16 protein-coding genes and 1 riboswitch are annotated in these 20490 nt (G+C 55.9%); of the genes, 7 read left to right on the top strand and 9 right to left on the bottom strand.

The features are described 5' to 3' along the window. Positions 1-151 precede the first annotated feature (151 nt). Together rluA and asnC are read left to right on the top strand one after the other, a co-directional pair. Positions 152-826: a bifunctional tRNA pseudouridine(32) synthase/23S rRNA pseudouridine(746) synthase RluA gene (gene rluA / locus JYB84_RS02560; protein ID WP_207321894.1), complete on the top strand. Its 675-nt coding sequence runs from the start codon at positions 152-154 to the stop codon at positions 824-826. 71 nt (positions 827-897) lie between these two features. After that, positions 898-1359, top strand: coding sequence for a transcriptional regulator AsnC (gene asnC / locus JYB84_RS02555; protein WP_207321893.1), 462 nt, complete (start codon positions 898-900; stop codon positions 1357-1359). A 37-nt stretch (positions 1360-1396) separates the two neighbouring features. Here asnC and JYB84_RS02550 read toward each other — a convergent pair whose 3' ends face one another. The 3 genes from JYB84_RS02550 to JYB84_RS02540 form a co-directional block, all read right to left on the bottom strand. Further along, on the bottom strand, positions 1397-2503 hold the full coding sequence (locus JYB84_RS02550) for a succinylglutamate desuccinylase/aspartoacylase family protein (RefSeq protein ID WP_207321892.1): 1107 nt from the start codon (positions 2501-2503) through the stop codon (positions 1397-1399). Next, complete coding sequence (gene lysC, locus JYB84_RS02545; RefSeq protein ID WP_207321891.1) at positions 2503-3861, bottom strand: lysine-sensitive aspartokinase 3; 1359 nt, start codon at positions 3859-3861, stop codon at positions 2503-2505. The genes JYB84_RS02550 and lysC overlap by 1 nt, the downstream gene beginning before the upstream one ends. A 132-nt stretch (positions 3862-3993) precedes the next feature. Beyond that, positions 3994-4171, bottom strand: a riboswitch (Lysine riboswitch). Positions 4172-4300: 129 nt separating this feature from the next. Then, complete coding sequence (locus tag JYB84_RS02540; protein ID WP_207323069.1) at positions 4301-4732, bottom strand: DUF3293 domain-containing protein; 432 nt, start codon at positions 4730-4732, stop codon at positions 4301-4303. A gap of 562 nt (positions 4733-5294) precedes the next feature. Here JYB84_RS02540 and arcA point away from each other — a divergent pair. After that, positions 5295-6011, top strand: coding sequence for a two-component system response regulator ArcA (gene arcA, locus JYB84_RS02535; protein WP_207321890.1), 717 nt, complete (start codon positions 5295-5297; stop codon positions 6009-6011). A gap of 109 nt (positions 6012-6120) precedes the next feature. Here the strand turns inward: arcA and JYB84_RS02530 are convergent, their stop codons facing one another. Further along, positions 6121-8373, bottom strand: coding sequence for a S9 family peptidase (locus JYB84_RS02530; RefSeq protein WP_207321889.1), 2253 nt, complete (start codon positions 8371-8373; stop codon positions 6121-6123). 227 nt (positions 8374-8600) lie between these two features. On the opposite strand from JYB84_RS02530, the gene JYB84_RS02525 reads away from it, so the two are divergent. The 3 genes from JYB84_RS02525 (at position 8601) to JYB84_RS02515 (ending at position 10882) form a co-directional block, all read left to right on the top strand. Continuing rightward, positions 8601-9566, top strand: coding sequence for a class 1 fructose-bisphosphatase (locus tag JYB84_RS02525; RefSeq protein WP_207321888.1), 966 nt, complete (start codon positions 8601-8603; stop codon positions 9564-9566). A gap of 116 nt (positions 9567-9682) precedes the next feature. Then, positions 9683-10213 carry an inorganic diphosphatase gene (ppa, locus tag JYB84_RS02520; RefSeq protein ID WP_207321887.1) on the top strand — a complete coding sequence of 177 codons (531 nt, stop codon included), beginning with the start codon at positions 9683-9685 and terminating at the stop codon, positions 10211-10213. 258 nt (positions 10214-10471) lie between these two features. Then, complete coding sequence (locus JYB84_RS02515; protein WP_207321886.1) at positions 10472-10882, top strand: hypothetical protein; 411 nt, start codon at positions 10472-10474, stop codon at positions 10880-10882. 93 nt (positions 10883-10975) lie between these two features. Here JYB84_RS02515 and JYB84_RS02510 read toward each other — a convergent pair whose 3' ends face one another. From JYB84_RS02510 to JYB84_RS02490, 5 genes are all read right to left on the bottom strand, one after another. After that, positions 10976-12226, bottom strand: coding sequence for a dicarboxylate/amino acid:cation symporter (locus JYB84_RS02510; RefSeq protein WP_207321885.1), 1251 nt, complete (start codon positions 12224-12226; stop codon positions 10976-10978). 405 nt (positions 12227-12631) lie between these two features. After that, complete coding sequence (locus tag JYB84_RS02505) at positions 12632-13852, bottom strand: phosphoenolpyruvate carboxylase (protein WP_207321884.1); 1221 nt, start codon at positions 13850-13852, stop codon at positions 12632-12634. Further along, entirely contained in the window at positions 13849-14496 is a 648-nt protein-coding gene (locus JYB84_RS02500) for a hypothetical protein (protein WP_207321883.1), read from the bottom strand. Before JYB84_RS02500 ends, JYB84_RS02505 begins: the two co-directional genes overlap by 4 nt. Beyond that, the gene (locus JYB84_RS02495; RefSeq protein WP_207321882.1) at positions 14496-18164 is read right to left on the bottom strand and encodes an ATP-binding protein; all 3669 of its coding nucleotides are present in this window, start codon (positions 18162-18164) and stop codon (positions 14496-14498) included. The genes JYB84_RS02500 and JYB84_RS02495 overlap by 1 nt, the downstream gene beginning before the upstream one ends. A 214-nt stretch (positions 18165-18378) precedes the next feature. Next, positions 18379-19080, bottom strand: a complete 702-nt coding sequence (locus JYB84_RS02490) for a DUF3581 domain-containing protein (protein ID WP_207321881.1) — start codon at positions 19078-19080, stop codon at positions 18379-18381. A gap of 244 nt (positions 19081-19324) precedes the next feature. Here JYB84_RS02490 and JYB84_RS02485 point away from each other — a divergent pair, with 244 nt between their 5' ends. Further along, on the top strand, positions 19325-20485 hold the full coding sequence (locus JYB84_RS02485) for a porin (RefSeq protein WP_207321880.1): 1161 nt from the start codon (positions 19325-19327) through the stop codon (positions 20483-20485). Positions 20486-20490 lie beyond the last annotated feature (5 nt).

The raw sequence follows: 20490 nt of genomic DNA, 5'->3' as shown, positions 1-20490 counted from the left end.
GTTCGCTGTGTTACCCAATTTTTATGGATGTGTATTTAATCAATTACCGGCCTGTAGTGGAAGGGCCGAACTGTAACAACAAGCTGCCTGCACTTGCCTCTAAAGATACTCTTGGGTATCTTAGCGCCCCCATCCCTGCCCTGGTTGAATTATGAACGACTTTATTTACAGCCCACCGACTACTCCCTGGCTGGATGTGCTGTACCAGGATAAAGACATCATAGTGCTCAATAAGCCCAGCGGTCTTCTGTCCGTCCCAGGTCGGGATCCGGCGCACCACGACAGCATATGGTCCAGGGTTAAAGAAGCTCATCCCCATAGTCAGATAGTGCACAGGTTGGATATGGCCACCTCAGGTGTCATAGTCCTGGCGTTGAGGCGCAGTGCCGAGAGCGAACTCAAACGCCAATTTAGGGACAGGGAGACCCAGAAGGTATATTACGCTAGGGTCGCCGGCCATATGAAGGCTTCAGGCACCGTAGACCTGCCATTGATCTGTGACTGGCCAAATCGCCCCAAACAGAAAGTGGACTTGCAGGTGGGCAAACCCTCCCTCACGCATTACGAAGTGGTGAGCTATGGAAAACGCTCGACCTTGGTACGCTTGATGCCCGTAACCGGACGCAGCCACCAACTCAGGGTGCATATGTTGGCTCTGGGCCATCCTATCTTGGGTGATGGATTCTATGCCGATCCCCTGGCGCGTTCACTGGCGGACAGATTATTGTTGCATGCCGCAGAACTCAGTATTTTTCACCCCTTCAGCAAACAGCCCATGCAGTTCAGTGCCCCAGTTCCTTTTTGGGAAGCAATCGGTGAACAGTGAGCATTTTCTGGCAAAATTGCAGTTAAACGCGTAAATTAGTGCTCATTAAATGAAATTATGAGCCTATTTCTGTGGATACAGCATTTCAACGTGACCAACTGGACAATCAAATTCTCGAAGCCCTGATGCAGGAAGCCAGAACACCTTTCGCTGAATTGGCAAAACGTTTTGGAGTCAGCGCCGGCACCATACATGTCAGGGTAGAAAAAATGAAGCAGGCCGGTATCATTACCGGCGCCCAGATTACGGTCAACCCCAAAGCATTGGGATACGATGTCTGCTGTTTTATCGGCATTAACCTCAAGAGCGCCGGTGATTATCCCGCGGCACTGGCCAAGTTGAATGCCCTTGAAGAAGTGGTAGAAGCCTACTACACCACAGGCAATTACAGCATTTTTGTTAAAGTCATGTGCCAGTCAATCGAAGGACTTCAACATGTGCTCATAAACCGCATCCAGTCCATTGATGAAATCCAATCAACAGAAACCTTGATTAGCCTGCAAAATCCGATATCCAGAGCCATTAAGCCTTAACACGAAATACCGGGCCAAAAGCCCGGTTTTTTATGTATTACAACTCAAACACTTGTGTCATGACCTTGTACAGCTCTGTGCCCTGATGTACAGAGGCCGATGCAAAATGCAGTATCGGCACACAGTCTTCGGGTAAAGACACTGTGCTCAATCCCTCACCACTGCCATACTTGTCCATCCTGAGCAGGTTTACCAGAGGTGCTCCGGCGCGCAGGGGCTCTCCCACCTTGGCAAGATATTCCACCATACCCGCCTTGGGAGAATGGAATTTGCGATAGTGTTTCAGCAAACAGCCATGGCGCTTCATCGACTTGGGGGCGACCTGTTCGGCAATCACACCGCGATGACTGAGGTAAGCCAATATACCCTGTGCATCCTCCAGTGCATCGGCCAGATCGATTCGTTCCTGACTGCCCAGCTCCAGGGTGAAGGCCGCCACCTTGACGCCCAGCTCACGACCGCTTGCCTTTGCCACCTCGGCCAGAGTCCACCAGGGAACAAAGGCCGCTTCATCCATGGCGCCACCAAAACTGTTGGGGATCAGCAGTGTGTAGGGAATGGAAAAATACTGCGCCGCAGCACGATCAAACTCAGGGCAGTACAGATGCTTGCATGACTTGGGGCCGGTATGCAGATCCAGCACTATGTCCGCGTTGTGGGCCATGGCCTGCAAGGTCACCGCCTGCCTGTGTCCCGTGGTCACGCCCCAGGGATTATTCAGTCTTGCCTGACAGCTTTCCACCAGGGTAGAGCGAAAGGCCATCACCAAGGCCGCGTCATCCAATCCTGCATGTTCCGCATACCAGGCCTCAATGTCGAGATGATGATCCAGATACTCGCGATTCCAGTTCACCCCGGTAATGGGATCAAACCGGCCAAGGGTAAACTCACCGCTCTTTTGGTTTATCCCGAGCGGATTGGCAAGCGGCACCAGGGTAATATCTCCCAGTACCTGATAGTGCTCCAGCAGCTTCATCAGCTGGTAGATAACCGCATTGCCCTGCACCTCGGCACCGTGGACGTTGGCCTGGATATAAACGCTGGGGTGTCCACTCCCCTGCCCTTTGAGCCTGTAGACCGGCAACTCCAATGGCTGGCCAGCAGCCAACTCACCGACTGGAACGGCACTCTTTACAAATGCCATTACAGCCCCTCCTCGAACAGATTTTGGTGCAGTGACTTAACCACCTGCGCCGCTTCGGATTCGGAGACCAGCACGCAGAGATTGTGAGGGCTGGCACCCTGGCAAATCATCCTCACATTGTGGGGTTCCAGCACTTCGAACACCCGCTTGCAGATCCCGGCGGTGCTGGCAATACGGTTACCTATGATGGCCACCAGCGCCAAGCCTTCTTCAACCCGGACCCGACAGTGCTGGGACAATTCCTGCAGCAGAGCCTCATTCAGCAGACCCTGGCCGCTGGAGTCCGATCCTGTCTTATCCAAGGTCAGGGATACGTTCACCTCTGAGGTGGTGATGAGGTCCACCGAGATCTTGTGCCTGGCTAAAGTGGCAAAGGTCTCGGCCAGGAAACCACGGGCATGCAGCATTTCCAGGCTATGGAGATTGAGCAGGGTCTGATCCCGGCGTACCGCCACGGCTCTGAAGGTGGGTGGATTCTCGACCTGATGACGGATCCAGGTGCCGCCCTTTTCCGGTTCGCGGCTGGAGCCAACAAACACCTGAATTTGCTGGCGCACCGCCGGCAGTATGGTGGCCGGGTGCAACACCTTGGCACCAAAGGTGGCCATTTCGGCCGCCTCGCTGAAACTTATCTCGCTGATGGGGCGGGCATTGGGCGCCAGGCGCGGATCTGTGGTGTAAATACCGGCCACATCGGTCCAAATCTCCACCGCCTCCGCCCGTAGGGCCTCGGCCAGCAAGGCCGCCGAATAGTCACTGCCACCACGACCCAAGGTAGTGGTTCGGCCCTCGCTATCGGCGCCGATAAAACCCTGGGTCACAATAATCTGGTTTGTCAGTAAAGGCGCTAGCCATTGCTGCGCACGCTCGGCAATCTCGCCTATTTGCGGCTCCGCGCGACCAAAGTGACTGTCGGTCAGCATCACCTGACGCACATCGAAACTGCTGGCGCTGGCGCCGCGTTCCCGCAGCACCGCAGCAAACAACAATGACGAGCATTGCTCTCCCATGGACAGCAGCTCATCCATAATCGCCTTGCTGCGATTGAGCACCAAGGCCTCGCTCAGTGCAGAAATGCGGCTCAGCAGACTATCGAGCTGGGCAGCCACATCCTGGGGGCGGGTCAGACAATCAAGGATTTCATATTGAATTTGGGCAATCTGCTTCAGCAGCTGCAGGCGCCGTTCATCATTGACCGTAGCCTGGGTCAACTCTACCAGCAAATTGGTCACACCGCTGGAGGCACTGACCACCACCAGATGACAGGCTTCATTATTGAGCACTATGTCGGCACAACGTGACATGGCGTCGAAATTGGCCACCGAGGTACCGCCGAATTTGGCAACAACCAGAGACATCAGCACACCTCCCGACAACAGGAAGCAGCAATAACAAACAGGGATTGGATATTCATGAATCAGCTCCGAACAAAATACGTTCGAAGAGCCTGGTGCAAAGATACAGCACCCCATAGAAGGGAAACAGCGATCGTCACCAGAAGCTCTCCACCAAAAAAACAGGTGACAATCGACAGGATTCAGCCTGGCCGACCGATAACGACATGCAATTCCACATGGCATTACCTCGGCGTCAATCTCCCTCACCTTTCGTCATCGGAGTGGATGCTCCTCGAAACGGCTACCTAGTTGACGCTCCTCTTCTGTGCCTTCCCAAGGGAAGGGACCAAAAAAGTAGCAATAAAGCCCGTCCCAAGTCAATGACATTTTTTGACCGGTTAAATATAGCGCAAGGAGTTTGGTTGGCAGGATTCAACACTGCCAACGTATCAAGGAAAGACTAACAGTTGAAGTCGGTCATGGAACCAATAAGGCGGGCTCTGCTGCGGAAGCTGCCCAGCTGCAACTCAGGGCCGGGCATTAAGCAGGGCAGCAGTTTCAACCTGTCCTGCTCCACATAATAAATGGCATTTTGTTGGTATTTTTCGGCCAGCGCCAACACATCACCGGCCTCCATAAATACCGCCCAGCTTTTTTCTTTATGTTGCAAATCCGGACTGGTGCCGACCATCGCCCTATAGGGGACGCCCAAGGCCTCTATGTCCGCCAACAGCTGCCTGTCCCTGAGACGATTCTGACATTCGGACAGCAGTTCGCCGCGGGGATTATGGGCGGTAATGATGGCAAAGGACGCGGCGGGGGAAATATTCTGCATCAACAGAAATTCGGTCTGCTGATAAAGGGACCAGAGGTGATTGATCTGACATTCCATGATGTTGCTTTTCATCTTTCAGAACCCGATACAGTTTAGCAGACTGAAACATCTTGCCCAGCCCTCAGGCACAGCCATGATAAGATTTAACTTTAAATATTTAATTTTTATGAACATTATTTGAGTTAACAAATATTAACCAACCAGAGCAGCCGATTTGTTAACATTTCAATTGTTAACAAATGCCTAAAACGAGTACAATGCCGCACGTAGCCATCCAAGCATCCGGCCGTACATTGACATAAAATGTTACATAACCGGACACTGCTGTCGCAGTATGACTACACGGCCTAAGCAAATGTGATCTACATTGAATTTAACATGTAAACTTTACAGAAAAACAATGGCTAAGGGACCTTCCCTGGCCTTGGATTATCGAAGAAAGTACGGCCGCGACTTCCTGTGACAGCTGGCGATTTGTACTAATCATCAAGTGTATTGCCGTTCAGACCCGTCTTTGAAAGCACTTGCGTGACCACTGATCCAGTCAGCGTTTTGGTAGAGAGCCCGGGGCGACGGGCACTTATGATTAGCAAAGATTTGATTAACTTAGGTACTTGATATGCAAAATCCGCACATTCTTATCGTTGAAGATGAAGCTGTAACCCGTAATACATTGAGAAGTATTTTCGAGGCAGAAGGATATGTGGTTACTGAAGCCAATGATGGCGCAGAAATGCATAAAGCCCTGCAGGAAAACAAGGTCAACCTGGTGGTGATGGATATCAATCTGCCCGGTAAGAATGGTTTGTTGCTTGCACGTGAACTGCGTGAAATCAACAACATTGGTCTTATCTTCCTGACAGGCCGTGATAACGAGGTCGATAAGATCCTGGGGCTGGAAATTGGCGCGGACGATTATATTACCAAGCCGTTCAATCCCCGCGAACTGACCATTCGTGCCCGTAACCTTCTGACCCGCGTCAACAGCGCAGGCGCCGAGACAGAAGAGAAAAGCTCAGTTGAAGTCTATCGCTTCAATGGCTGGAGCCTGGAAATCAACAGCCGTTCGCTGGTGAGCCCCCAGGGTGAATCCTACAAACTGCCGCGCAGCGAATTCCGCGCCATGCTGCACTTTGTGGAGAACCCGGGCAAGATCCTCACCCGTGCCGACCTGCTGATGAAAATGACCGGCCGTGAGCTCAAGCCACACGACCGTACCGTGGACGTGACCATTCGTCGTATTCGCAAGCACTTCGAGAGCCTGCCGGATACACCGGAGATCATCGCCACCATTCACGGTGAAGGTTATCGTTTCTGCGGCAACCTGGGCGAGTAATCCCGGACTGCACCCAAAATCAGAAGCCAACCCTTAGGTTGGCTTTTTTATTGGCTCAAATTCGGGCCTGACCATGAAAAAGCCAGTCATTCGACTGGCTTTTTCTTTATTAATGCTTCAATTCTCGGTCGAGGAAGTCCGCCAACGTCAGGTACAGATGGGCCCGCACCTTATCACCACGCATCGAGTGCTTGGAGCCGGGATAGGTCATGAGTTGGAACAGCTTGCCCTGATCCTGCAACTCTTTGAATACCTTGGTACTGTTCTCAAACAACACGTTGTCATCCGCCATACCGTGATACATCAGCAAGCCGCCTTGGTATCCCGCCACATGGGGCAGAACACTGGACGCTTCATAACCGGCTTCGTTATCCTGCGGTGTACCCATGTAACGCTCGGTATAATGACTGTCATACAGGCGCCAGTCGGTCACAGGGGCGCCGGATATGGCCGCCTTGAAATGCTCAGGCGCCTTGAACAGGCTCATCAGCGCCATGTAGCCGCCATAGCTGTGACCAAAAATGCCAATCCTGTCTCCGGCCACAAAGGGCAGCGTGCGCAGATAGTCCACACCCGCCACCTGATCCCGCACTTCGGCATCGCCCATGTTTCGGTAGATCACCTGCTCAAAGCGGGTACCCCTATGGGCCGAACCGCGGTTATCCAGCTGAAATACCAGGTAACCCTGCTGCAACAGATACTGGGTAAAGTAATCCTGCTCGTTCCAACTGTTGACCACCATCTGCGCATTGGGTCCACCATAAACCCGCACCAACACCGGATAACGCTTGCTGACATCGAAATCGACCGGCTTGAACAAGCGGTAATGCAAGGCCTGGCCATCATCGGCCTTGATGGTGCCAAACTCAGGCAATTGCCACAGGCCGGCAAAGGGATACAGGGGATGGCCGGCTTTCACCGCATTTTCCTCCACCCAGGCCAGGCGCTTGCCGTTGCCATCGTTGAGACTTATCTGGGGCGGTTGACTCAAACTGTTGAAATAGTCCAGATACACCGCCTTATCGTCGGCAAACACGGGATCGTGCATCCCCGCCTCCTGGCTAAGGCGTTCGGGCGTTCCGCCTTTGAGGCTAATCCGGTAAAGGTGCTTTTCCGTAACCTTATCCATGCGAGCGCTGAAATAGACCATGCCGGCCTGTTCATCGACAAACTCCACCTCATCGACTGCCCAGTTTCCTTGAGTCAGCCGACTCTTGAGTTTGCCGTGCTCGTCAAACAAATACAGGTGCTTGAAACCGTCCAGCTCCGAGGCCCACAGGAAATCGGAGCTTTGCTTGAGAAAGTGCAAATCGTTATTGAGATTCACCCAGGCCTTGCTGGTCTCCGCCAGCAGCAGGGTTGAACTGTCCGGTTGATTGATGGCCACCTTGCGCAGTTCCAGCCGCTGCTGATTGCGATTCTGCCATTGAAAACTCAGCTGCTTGCTGTCCGGTAACCAATCCACCCGCGGCAGATAGATGTCCTTATCTTGGCCCAGCGCTACCCAGGAGGTGTTGCCGGAAGCCAGGGTCACCACACCCAAGGCAATCTCAACGTTGGCCTTGCCGGCATAGGGATAACGCTGCTCGGTGAGCTTGATGCCATCGGCATAGATTTCATTGCGGGTGACCAACTCGACACCTGACTCATCAATGCGGGTGAAAGCGATGGCCGACTCATCGGGTGCCCACCAGTAGCCCGTCATGCGGTCCATCTCTTCCTGAGCAACAAACTCCGCCATGGCATTTTTTATGGCACCACCGCCATCCCGGGTCAATTGAAGCAACTTGTTCTGCAGTAAATCAAACACGAAAAGGTTCTGCTCGCTAACAAAGGACACATAATGGCCCTTGGGCGACAACTTGGCATCGGTGGCAAAGCCCTCACCCGTGGCCAGCAGCCTGACCTCGCCGTTAGCCGGGGTGAAATAGTACAGCTTACCGGCGGCGGGGATCAGCAGCGCCTGGCTGTCATCGGCCCAGAAATACTCCATAATGCCCTGGCCATAGATACGCTTGCGTTCACGGCGGGCCTTTTCCTCATCGGACAGCTCACCGGCCGCCAGTTTGTCGGCATCCAGCAGCAGGCTGACCTTGCCACTGGCCACATCCATCTGCCATAGATCGTAAAAGTGTTGATTGTCAGCGCGACCGGCCAGATAGGTCACCCGCTTGCCGTCCGGCGACAGGCTTAACCCACGGGGGCTGGTGCCCGCCAGCGCCGGTGAAGCATACATGCGCTCGATTGCCAAAGGCGCAGTACCCGCCCCCGGAAATGCCTGGGCCGCCAAAGCTTGATTGCCAAACCCAACAGCCAATAAACCACTGCTCATCAACACAGTCCCTAACCAATTTTTAATCATTATTTTATCCATTGGGGTCCAAGCCCGGCCCTTGTGACCAAGGCAAAACAGGCCTCATTCTGCCTTAAGTGGCCACGTTTACCAAAGCCGATACTGTAACAAAGGTCTGTATGCCACTATGAAAAGCAAAGCCGGCCCCACGCGGGAACGCACTGAAAAATTCATCAATCTCGGGTATCATTGGCGGCAAAAATCATCAAGCCCTCACTTTCCGTTAAGGACATAACATGCAGACCCTGTCCCAATACCTGAATCAAGCCCAGTTGTCGCCTGCGCTGGCGGCGCTGCTGACCACATTGGCCAACAGCTCCAAGGACATCAGCCAGGCCGTGCGCAAAGGTGCCCTCGCCGGTGTGCTCGGCGTAGCCGGTACCGAAAACGTCCAGGGGGAGAGCCAAAAAAAACTCGACGTGATCACCAATGACATGCTCAAAGATGCCCTGGCCGCCGATGGCCACGTGCGCGCCCTGGCCTCGGAAGAGGAAGATGAGGTGGTAGTGCTGGGCGACAAGGGCGAGTTCCTGGTGTGCTTCGACCCTTTGGATGGCTCCTCCAACATCGACATCAACTCCCTGGTGGGTACCATATTCTCGGTTTTGCCGGCCCCCGTCGGTGAGATCAGCGAGCAGAGTTTCCTGCAGCCCGGTCGCAATCAGGTTGCCGCCGGCTACGTGCTTTACGGCCCATCTACCATGCTGGCCCTGACCACGGGCAAGGGTGTGCAACTCTTTACCCTGGATCCCGTCAGCGGCGAATACCTGTTGACCGTGGCAGAAGTGCAGATCCCCAAGGACACCGCCGAATTCGCCATCAACATGTCCAATCAGCGCTTCTGGGAAGCGGCTATGCAGAACTACATCGCCGACCTGATCCAAGGCAAGGCAGGCCCGCGGGGCAAGTCCTTCAATATGCGCTGGATTGCCGCCATGGTGGGCGATGTGCACAGAGTGCTGTCCCGCGGCGGCCTGTTCACCTACCCCACCGACACCAAGGATCCCAAGAAGCCATTCAAGCTGCGCCTGATGTACGAGGCCAACCCCATGGCCCTGCTGGTCGAGCAAGCTGGCGGCAAGGCCAGCACGGGTTATGACACCATACTCGACATCCAACCCGAGCAGATCCACCAGCGGGTAGCTGTGATCCTCGGCTCGGCCAACGAGGTCGATGTGTGCCTGGAGTACCACGGCCGCTAAGGCCTGGCCCTAGCTATAAGGTCTAAGGCGGCTTTCATTGGCAAGCCGCCAAATCGCGCTATAATACGCGCCACTATTTTACGAAAACCTGTGTTTACACCGTTAAGGATACGCAAATGAGCTTAAATGCTGTGCCAGCGGGCAAATCCCTGCCAGATGATATCTATGTGATCATCGAAATCCCTCAGAACCACGATCCCATCAAGTATGAAGTGGACAAGGAAACCGGCGCCCTGTTCGTTGACCGCATGATGACTGCGCCCATGTTCTATCCCTGCAACTATGGTTACGTGAACCAGACCCTGAGCCTGGACGGTGATCCGGTTGACGTGTTGGTACCAACCCAGTACCCACTGCAACCCGGCAGCGTGATCCGTTGCCGTCCCGTTGGCGTACTGAAAATGACCGACGAGTCAGGTGAAGATGCCAAGATTGTTGCCGTACCACACGAGAAAATCTCCAAGGAATACGGCCACATCCAGAACGTGGACGATCTGCCAGCCCTGCTTAAAGCCCAGATCAAACAGTTCTTCGAACACTACAAAGATCTCGAGCCAGGCAAGTGGGTCAAGGTTGAAAGCTGGGAAGACGTTGAATCTGCCCGCGAAGAAATCCGCACCAGCGCCGAGCGTTACGCCCAGGCCTAAGCGTTAAAGCACAAATACGAAAAAGCCGGCATTTTGCCGGCTTTTTTATACTTCATATAAACTTGACCAATTTCCTTTTCATTCTCTCTATTCGCCTCTCACAACTGTCCATCCACATCCACATCCACATCCACAGGCATGGCATAATTTTGACACCCGTCAAATCACTGTTAGAATCCACGAGCACTTAATGTTATTGCTCTACTCTTGGTCGGCTTAACCATAACCATTTCTTTTTAGGTATTAAGGATGTACCAAATGCTTCGTCTCAGTGCCGCCTTGTTGTTGCTATACCTGCCCCTTGTCTCAGCCCACTCACTGACTATCCAACAGCCAGAGCTGCAACTGGATCTCAGCTGTGACAAGCCGACCCAAGAACTGGCCCTGAAGTTCACTGTGCCAAAAGTATATGCATTCAGCCGCGATAAAAGCTGCCTTATTTTTTTGAACCAAAAACAAGTGATTGCCCAGCTGGATGGCCTGGCCAGTATCGGTAGATTTACCGCTACAACCAATATGGATTGGCTGCAACGCTTGCTGACCAGCGAGCTGGACAATATCAGCCTAGAGGCTGTGTCGTTTCGCAGCGGCAACAGCATTGAGTCAACGCTGAATCTTGCCCCGATCCGCAGCCAACTATCTGAATTTGCCAAACAGTGCCAACTCTAAACTTGCTGCCACATTAAAAAAGCCGCACTAAGGCGGCCTTTTTATTACGGGTCCCCGCTCTGATTGTCTTCGGCACAGATGAGCCGATATGGCTTATTCCTCGTCCGCCTGTTCCAACACCCTGTGTGGGCGCTCGGTTTGGTCGACTATGGTCAGCACTGCCGTATCACCCACCACGTTGCAGGAGGTGAGGATCATGTCGATTAAACGGTCGAGTGCTGCCACCAGGGCAAAGGCTTCCACCGGCAGGCCCATCTGATGGATGAGCACGCCTATCATCACCATGCCGCCCCCGGGTACGCCGCCGGCGCCCACAGACAAGAGGAAAATGCTGAACATCAGGGTAGGCAGCTGCTCCAGGGTGATGGGCATGCCAAAGGCATTGGCGATAAAGAAGATGGCTATGGTGATGTAGATGGACACCCCGCCCATGTTCATGGTCGCCCCGAGTGGCACACCGAACCCGGCCACAGCATGGTTCACCTGCAGCTTCTCCACCAGGGTGCGCATGGTCACGGGAATGGTGGCGTTGGAACTGGCGGTGGACAGGGAAAAGAGGATCTGCTCCTGGGTCTTCTGCCTGAAGGTGCTGGCCGATACCGGGGTAAACAGCTGCACTGCATAGGGATAAACCACGAACACCCACAGGGTCAGCATACCTATGATAAGCAACAGGTATTCAAGCACGCTGTAAAACACTTCTGCATCCAGGGTGGCACCGAGCTTGAACATCAGCGCCCCCACACCCAGCGGCGCCAGATGCATCACCACTGAAATCAGCTTCATCATTACCTTGTTGGCTGTCTGGAAACCGCTGACGGCACCGGCCACGTGTGGTCCCATGGACTTGAGCACGGCCCCCAGCAACAGCGCCATAAAGATGACCTGCAGCATATTGCCGGAGGTAAAGGCCGCCACCGGATTGCGCGGCACTATATCAACTATCAGGCTCATCAGATTTGGCAGCTCGGTGGCGGTAAGTTTCACTCCTTCACCGCCTGTCATGTCCACCCCGCGACCGGGATCCAGCACCAGGGCGACGCCCACGGCGGCAAAGATGGAGACCAGGGTATTGATGATGTAGAAACCGAAGGTCTTGGTGCCCAGACGGCCGAAACTGCCCAGATCCTGCAGTTCGCAGACACCGCAGACTATGCTGACGAATACCAGAGGTACCACCAGCATCATGATCATATTGACGAACATGGTGCCGAGGCCCGAGGCCACGTCCACCAAGGTGGATGAGAAAAAGGAAATGTCCTGCAGCAGGTACTGCACTATGGAACCGCACACCAGACCGACAAAGAGGCCGATAAAGATGCGCGCCGAGAGAGTCTTCAACATAGCTTGCCTTCCCTAGGTTAGGGCGTGTTGATGTTTCATGATTGTTTTTGCATTAACTTGGCCGGCTTTTATATCAGGCAGCGCCTGCGCAATGTAGCATCCTACATAAGCGGGCACTAATGCATTAGAAAGACCGGCCAAGCACTGCCCTTCGGGTTCGCTTGGGCGGCACTCTGCTCTTTGTCACTCGTCACTCATTTAGAACGAACTAAACTTCGCTCCTCGTTTCTCAAGCAAAGCGCCACCAAGGCGAACAAAACCTAATCTCGAAACGTCGCCACGCCCTCATCCCAGTTATCTGTTATTAGTGATACATGCCCAAGTCATTTGGGCCTGGCTGGATAGTGGAACAAGCCGTCCGCAATAGCAACCCCGGCAAGCTACGGCCCGCCGGGGTTATCGGGGTCAGCTGAGCCACAGCTCCACATCCCGGATGATAAAGTTGCCGCTGTAGACAGGATGAGGTTCTCCCAAAGGCTCCAGCTCAAAGTAGCCTTTGTGCTCTTCACTCAGGCCCTCGAAGCCGCCAATCACCTGATACAACCAGCTTTCGGCGTCCCAGGGCAACTGATTGGCCTTGAGGAAGTCCAGCGCCGACTGGCGCCTTCCCGAATCGATAACGGCGCAGAAGTAGTTCTCCACCGCCTGTTTGAGCGGGTTGTCCGGCACGTCGAAGTCCTCGGCCTGACTGAGCACCACCTCGGCTTCGGCTTCCCTGTGTCGAACTGGCACATCAAGTCTGGAAATGGCCTTGATGCGGGCCACCAGCTCCATCAGCTCCAGCTCCTGGGCACTGTTGTGCACGTCGACCGCTGCATCTGCCAATATGGCTTCGGCGCGGTTGAACAGGCCCGGCACCTTGCGATGTGCCACGTGATCCTGGGGGTGATAGTCTGGGTGCATGTCTGTGTACAGCAACAAGCCTTTGAGCAAGCGGGTGCGGCCCTGGATCTGGCGGAAACGCCCCAGCAGCTCCAGCAAACGCCCCTGCACCACGCTCAGCTCCTTGCTGCAATCGCTCAGGGTTTCCTGCAATGTGGTCACCAGCAAACGCCTGAGCTCACGTATGTCACCGGCTATTTCACCCAACTCGGTAAACTGGAACAGTTCCAGGCCGCTCAGCAATTCGCCCACCTGGCTCTGGGCCAGTTCGTTTTCGCGGATCTTGGCGCTGATGCTGCCCACGTAGCCGAATTCGTTGTTGATCCGGCCCCAGAGCACCCGGATGGAATAGCGCAGATTTTCGGTAAATGCGAACACGTGCTCGGATAGATCCGCCAGGTAGGCCTCGGCGGCACTGTAATCAACGCTGGCGCGGGCCTCGCGGTAGTGGGAGGCCAGGGTCTTGATGGTGGCCAGGGACGAACCCACGTTGGAGTTGATTTGGCGGTTGCGCTCGTCCTTCAGGCCCTCTTCCAGCAGGGCGCGGACATTGCGGGTCAGCCGCAGGCCTTCGCCGGCCTCGGGGCGCCAGAGTATGCCGGCGTCGGTGAGCTTACTGAGCACGGCCGCGTCATGGCGTCCCTCCTCGGCGCTGCCGCTGAGGTACACGTCCATCAGGGTCTCGGCATGGCGCCCCAGCAGGCGCAGCAGCTTGACCCCGGACTGGTGCAGGTTGCTGCTCATATCAGCTCCCTTTGGGTCGCGGTTTCGGCCTGCGCCTCCAGTCCCAGCCCCTCGGTCTCGTCGATAAAGCGGATCACCTCATAGAGGTAATCCAGCTTGCCGGTGGCGATGTAAATCTGTTTCTCGGCATTGGGGCGGGTCAGGTAACCCAGCTCCACCAGACGCTTGAACACCAGCTTCATCTGGGCATCGACGTTGCTGGAAGTGGAGCCGAACAGGCGATACTGGCTGAGCTTGGCCAGCTGCTCACGAAATGCCGGGGTGTCCTCGATGCGGCTCTGCAGCTCGGTAAGGCGCACAGGTGCGCCTTCGGTCAGGGGGGCATCCTGGCCCGAAGCCTCCTGCACCAGCACCAACCACTCCACCAGGGGGATCAGCGCCTGGCAGATGTCTTTGAACTGGCTGGAGATCACCTTGCGCTCGGCCTCGCCAAGCTGGGCATAGCCGCAGAAAAACACCTCACCTTCACCGGCGGTGGCAACGGTGCGGTTGATCTGATTCAGGTAGCTTTCCACCCGCGCCCGCATGCCGGGCTCCTTCAGGGCCCGCCAGCCGTCTTCGTCGGTCACGCGGCAGATAAATTCGCCCCGCAGCAGGCGTTCAATCAGGGCGCCCTGGCCCACCAGGCTAATAGCGTCGGTCATTACACGGCCTCCCGGGCGATACGGCTCGCCAGCTTATCGGCGATGGGATTGAGTTTGGGTTTCACCACCTGCAGCTTGCGGGTCTGCTTGTTGATGATATAGCGGTTGCGGAACAGCCCCAGCACCTCGGATTCGGGGTTGGGGAAGGCGCCGAGCACGGAAATATTGTTGTTCTCGCAGGCATCGAAAATCTTCTTCACGTTGCCATGGTGCAAGGTGCCAAGCTCATCTATGGGCCAGTGTATGGTCACGTCGGCCGGGCCCCGCAACAAACGGGTAAAGGCCAGCAGGAACTTACACAGAATAAGATAAGCCATACCGTGGCTGGAGGACTCATTCAGCTGCCTGTCGGTACGGATCACCAGATCGCTGTTGCCTTCCCGCAGCTTGAGTTCAATCTCCAGCAATTTGGCGATGCCGCCACTCAGGGCCGCCTTGCCTATGATGTCCAGCGCCCGGCGCATGCTGCCGGTGTAATGTTCGCTCGGCAGGCCGTTGAAACCGTCGGTCTTCCAGTGACGGAAAGCCGCCACGAACACTTCCAGCTCAGGCCAGAATTCCAGTTCACTGATCCGCGAACGAATACGTACCGCAGATTCGGACACGCCATCGAGGAACAGCTCCTCGCCCACCTCGCGGGTGATGCGGGCGCTCTGGGACGCGATACGGCGATCGATGTCGGCCAGCACATCATAGAAGGCACAAAGGTCGACACCGAAGTTGCGCCCCAAATCGATCAGAGAGCGCATCCGCTGCGGCACCATCACATTGAGCAGCTGCTCCAGACCCGGCACCAGCTTGCGGTAATCCAGCAGGCGGATGCCCTTGTCGGTGACCACGGTGGCCTCTTCCCGCGCCCGTTCCCAGAACTCCGCCAGGCCCGATCCCGCCTTGCCGGCGATGATGGTGTCGAAGTGCTCCACGTATTGCTTGACCGAGCCCATCAGATAGTCGCGCTTGAGCAGCAGCTCCTCGCCCTGACGCAGGCGCTCGCCTATGCTGCCCTGGGCCTCATCTTCGCCGGCGGCCAGCTTGAGCTCGTTCAGTTTACGCAGCAGGGCACGCAGCTTGGTGAGGTTTTCCGAGGCCTCCACCTGGGCGGCATCGGACGCCTTGCGGGCGGTCTCCAGCTCCAGACGCTTGGCCTTGACCTCGGCCATGCGGCCCGCCAACTGTTGCTCCAGATCCGCCAACTCCCGGCGCACGTCGCTGAGCTGCTGGGCCAACTTGGGTTTGCGGCCAAGCCAGGTATGCTGGTACCAATCCTCGAAACGCAGCACCTCGGCCCTGCGTCCTTCTGCGTCCTGGATGCGTTGCTCCAGGCTGCGGATATCACTCTTGAGGGCGATGATCTTGTCCTCATCGACACCACGGGACTTAAGCTCGTTCTTGTACCACTGTTCGCAGGCCTTGGTTTCCGCCTTGGCGTTGCTGCGACGCTGCTCCATGCTGCCGCGCAGGGCGCTGATCTGGCTGTCGAGGGCACCGACCACTTCCTGCCAGTAAGCATTTTTCTCCATACGAGCTTCCAGGGCCTGTTCCTGGTGTTCGTCCAGGCGTTCCTGATGTTGGGCCTTGAGCTGACGCAGCTCGTGATCCAGCTGGGTCAGGCGCTTGTTGGCCACCGCCTTGCGCTCGGCCAGGGCCTTGTTGATCTTGTCCTGCTCGGCGCGCTTCTCGTCGAACAGGCGCCGCAGATCCTCACGGGCATTCTTGTAGGCGGTGCGGGCAAAGGTCAGCTCCCGGCTCAGGCTTTCCAGCTCGCCGTTGATGGCCACCAGGGTCGCTTCGGCTTCGTCCTGCACCTTGGCCGCCAGGGCCAGGGCTTCCTCGGCGCGGGCCAGGCGCAGCCTAAGCTCCTGTTCGGTGGCCGCGTATTCGGGCACCTCCAGGGCCTTGAGATCCAGGCCTATGCCGTAGAAGCTGTCGCCTTCGGTCAGCACAGGATGAAGATCGCTGCGGTGCAGCAGGGCCGGCGCCACCAACTTGCCAAGGGTCTGTTCCCAGCCCGGCGCTTCTTTACGCAAGAACTCCAGCAGGGTGTGGGATTGGGGGAAGAGCACGTGCTGGATCTCTTCCAGCTCGGCGCGGCGCTCATTGTGCCTCAAGCTCGCCAGGCGCAGGGCCTCGCTGGCCTGATCGCGTCTGGCCCGCAAGCGACGTTCGTCGGCGGACAGGCGTTCCACGTTGGCATTGCTGACTTCCTGCTCCTCGTCGGCGCGCTGGATACGCTCGTCAAACACCGCCAGATTGAGTTTCTCTTCCTCTGTGTAGGTGACGGCGTCCTGCTGCAGCTTGAGCTTTTCGGCATCCAGCTTGAGACGGTATTCTTCATCGCGGAAGCGGCTCTTGATCACCTCCAGCTGGTCGCGCCACTGCTGCTCCAGCTTTTCCAAATCGGCACGGGCACTGGCGGCCTGGCGGTCGCGGCTGTCACGCTGGCGGTCTAGCTCCGCATCCAGGCCTTCGAGGTCCCGGTTCAGCTGCTCGACTATCTTGCTGCGACGGCCGTTGTAGGCGGCTTCCACGTCCTGATGCTTGTCGGTCAGCAGCTTGTGGCGCTCGCTCAGGTTATCGAGATCGATACGCCACAGGGGCAACTGCTCCAGATGGGTGCGGGCCTGTTCTATGTCGGCATCGAGGAAGGCACCATGTTGATTTTCAATGACCTCGAGGTCGTGCTCAAACTTGGCGGCATCACCGCGGGCGGCGGAGATTTCCTGGTTGAGTTCGTCACGGCGCTCCTTCCATTCCTCATCCAGCTGCCGCAGGTGAAAGTTCAGCTCCTTGGACAGGGTTTGGTTGTGCTCCTGGCGCTGGGCCTCAAGCACCTCGTCATCCCTGTAACCCTTGTGCAGCGCGCCGAGACGCAGCTCGGCGGACAAGAGTTGGTTGAATTCCTGCTCCAGCTTGTCGAACTCGGGGCGGATGGCCTCGAAGCCCGCAATCAGCTGACACTCGCGGATCCAGCTTTCCACCTGCTGCGGATTGATGCGGGAACTGGGCGGATTGACCCCATCCTCTTCCAGAATGGCGGCAATCATCGACTTGACCGTCTCCATCTTGCCTTCCTTGGAGTGCACCGCCTTGGCCAGCTTTTCTATGTGGCGCAGGGAGTGCTCGGGCTCACAAAGGGAGAATTGGCGCGCATAGGCCCGAAGCTCGCTGCGATTGCCGCCGGTGGCCAGCAGGGTACGGTCATTCTGGATGATGGCGCGGTATTCGCGGGTATTGAGCAGATTGGTATGTGCCACACCGGCGCGCTTGAGTTCGCGGCCCAGATCCGCCGCCTTGTGGCACAGCAATGTGTCGCCGTTGCGGTTCTTGACATAATCGTCCAGCTCAAAGCCCTTGGCGATAAAACGGTAGCTGACGCCCTTGCCCTCGCCGGCTGAGGACAGCACGGCCTGATACAGCAGGCCGTCGGCCTTGCGGTATTCGTAAATGATGTAGCTGCCGTCGTGGGGCAGATACCAGCGCTCAAAGCTGTCGCGGGTGGAAGGCACCACGCGGCTGGGATACTCACCGTAAAACACGGGTACCAGGCGCTGCAGCGTGGTTTTACCGGAGGCGTTGGTTCCGCAGATGTTGGTATGGCCGTCAAGGGCCAGCTCCACCACACCGGGCAGGTGGGTGTCTATGAGCACGATTCGGATCAGGCTTGACATCTCTATCCTTAAAGCAAACTGGTGCCGGCCGTGGCAGGGCCATGGGCAGGGTTGGGGCCTGAGCAAAACAGGGCCTGAAACCTACCCGGACACGGGAAAGAGATAACTTAAAGGAAAGCGGCTGGGTTGGCAATTCAACCCGGCCAAAGTCGGCCTGGAATGCGGGTTTCAGGCCATTTTTGCAACGATTTTGGCTGAGGGTGCCAGGAAAAACTCAGCCACGCTGACGGCGGGATTCATACTCGGCCACCATGGCATCGATGTGCTCTGATTCCAGCGGACGCAAACCACTCATTACCAGGGTCTTGAGGCCGGTGCCCACTGTCTTGCCCTCGGCCTTGAGCGCAAATTCCAGGGTCACGTCGCCGCGCTTGCCATCTATGGCCAGGCTGGACTTCACCAGTTCCAGTGTCACCTGGGTGAAATCGAGGCTATTGAGCTCGAACGCCATGCTCTCGTAGATCACCAATGGGCGGTCCGGATTGATCATCATGCCGTGTTCATGCATCAGGGGCACCAACACGTGGACAAAGTTAAGCCCGGAGAAGGCTACGTAGCTGCGAATAAAAGACTCGATTTGCTCGGGACAGTGACTCACTTCGCCCAGACGTTGTACCTGCAGGTAGCTTTTGTCGCGGCTGTCGCGAACGGAAAAGGCATCAGCTACCTCGGCAGGAAACTGCAATTCAACCCCGTCTCCCACCATGCCTTCAAAGCGAAACTGCATCTTCTGGCTCAAACCATAGTGGCTCAGCACCAGGGCAAACAGCAGATCGCCGGGAACGCAGAAGCGCTTGGCATCCACGTCATGTATGGGGTTGAAGTCCTGGGCTATACCCTTGGCGAAAGCACTGGCCTGGGCCTTGCTGATCTGAACTCTGGTGTCTGTCTGGTTGAAATAAGGATCCAAAAACATAGGCGCTCGAACACTGTCTCTATTAACTGAGGTAAAACAGGCGCCAAGTCTACCCTAAAGTCGGCGAATAACTCACCCGATGACTTAAGCCCCCGACACAGGTGCGGAATTTTGCTGAAACATCCCGGTTTTTGATCTGGATCATAAATATCAATGCGAATCGTTTGCATTTAAAAAATCAGTGAGTAGAATAGCCGCCATCAAAACAAGCATCCAACTTCTTACATTTCGGGGAATGGGAATAATGAAAAAGACTCTGCTCGCCACCGCCATGCTGGGCCTGTTTGCCAGCCAAGCCGCTATCGCCGCCGACGACACTCAGGAACTGCGCCAAGTGATCGAACAGCAGCAAAAAGTGCTCAAGGATCTGGAAAAGCGTCTGGAAGAAACCGAAAAGCGCGTTGAACAGACCGCCGATGCCGCCGAACAAGGCCACGGCAAGAGCGCCACTACCATTGGTGGTTACGGCGAACTGCACTACAACAACATGTCTGACAGTGATGCCGAGATCGATTTCCATCGTTTCGTGATGTTCTTCGGCCATGAGTTCAGCAGCAAGACCCGTTTCTTCTCCGAACTGGAAGTTGAGCACGTTATCGCTTCCCACGAAGAAGATGATGCCGGTGAAGTTGAGCTGGAACAGGCCTATGTTGAGCATGACTTCAGCGATGCCCTGACTGGTAAAGCCGGTCTGTTCCTGGTACCGGTTGGTATCATCAACGAAACCCACGAGCCACCAGCCTTCTACGGTGTTGAGCGTAACCCTGTTGAGAAAAACATCATCCCTGCCACTTGGTGGGAAGGTGGTCTGGCCCTGAATATCAAGGCAGCACCTGGTCTGGCCTTCGATGCGGCCGTGACCTCTGGTCTGAAAGTGGAAGACAACTTCAAAGTGCGCGATGGCCGTCAGAAAGTGTCTGAAGCCAGTGCCGAAGCCCTGGCCTACACAGGCCGTGTGAAGTACACCGCCATTCCAGGTCTGGAACTGGCCGCCACTGTTCAATACCAAGCCGATGTCACCCAAGGTGATACCGATGTAGGTGAAGAAGCCTCTGCCACCCTGCTGGAAGCCCATGTGATCTACAACATCGGCGGTTTCACAGTTAAAGGTCTGTACGCCCAGTGGGATATCGATGGCGCCGAAGCCAAGGCCAAAGGTCGTGACACGCAGAAGGGTTGGTACGTTGAGCCTTCATACCGCATTAACGACCAGTTCGGTGTGTTCGCCCGTTACAACGAGTGGGACAACGAAGCCGGCAACAGTGCCGACAGCAAGAAGAAGGTCACTTCCGTGGGTGTGAACTACTGGATCCACGAAAATGTTGTGCTGAAAGCCGACTATGAAAATCAGGGTGGCATCCTGGATTCAGACGGCTTCAACCTGGGTGTTGGCTACCAGTTCTAAGCCAT

The organism is Shewanella cyperi (assembly GCF_017354985.1).
Taxonomy (GTDB): domain Bacteria; phylum Pseudomonadota; class Gammaproteobacteria; order Enterobacterales; family Shewanellaceae; genus Shewanella; species Shewanella cyperi.
The sequence above is the reverse complement of the archived record's forward strand: the minus strand, read 5'-3'. Positions and strand labels throughout refer to the sequence as shown.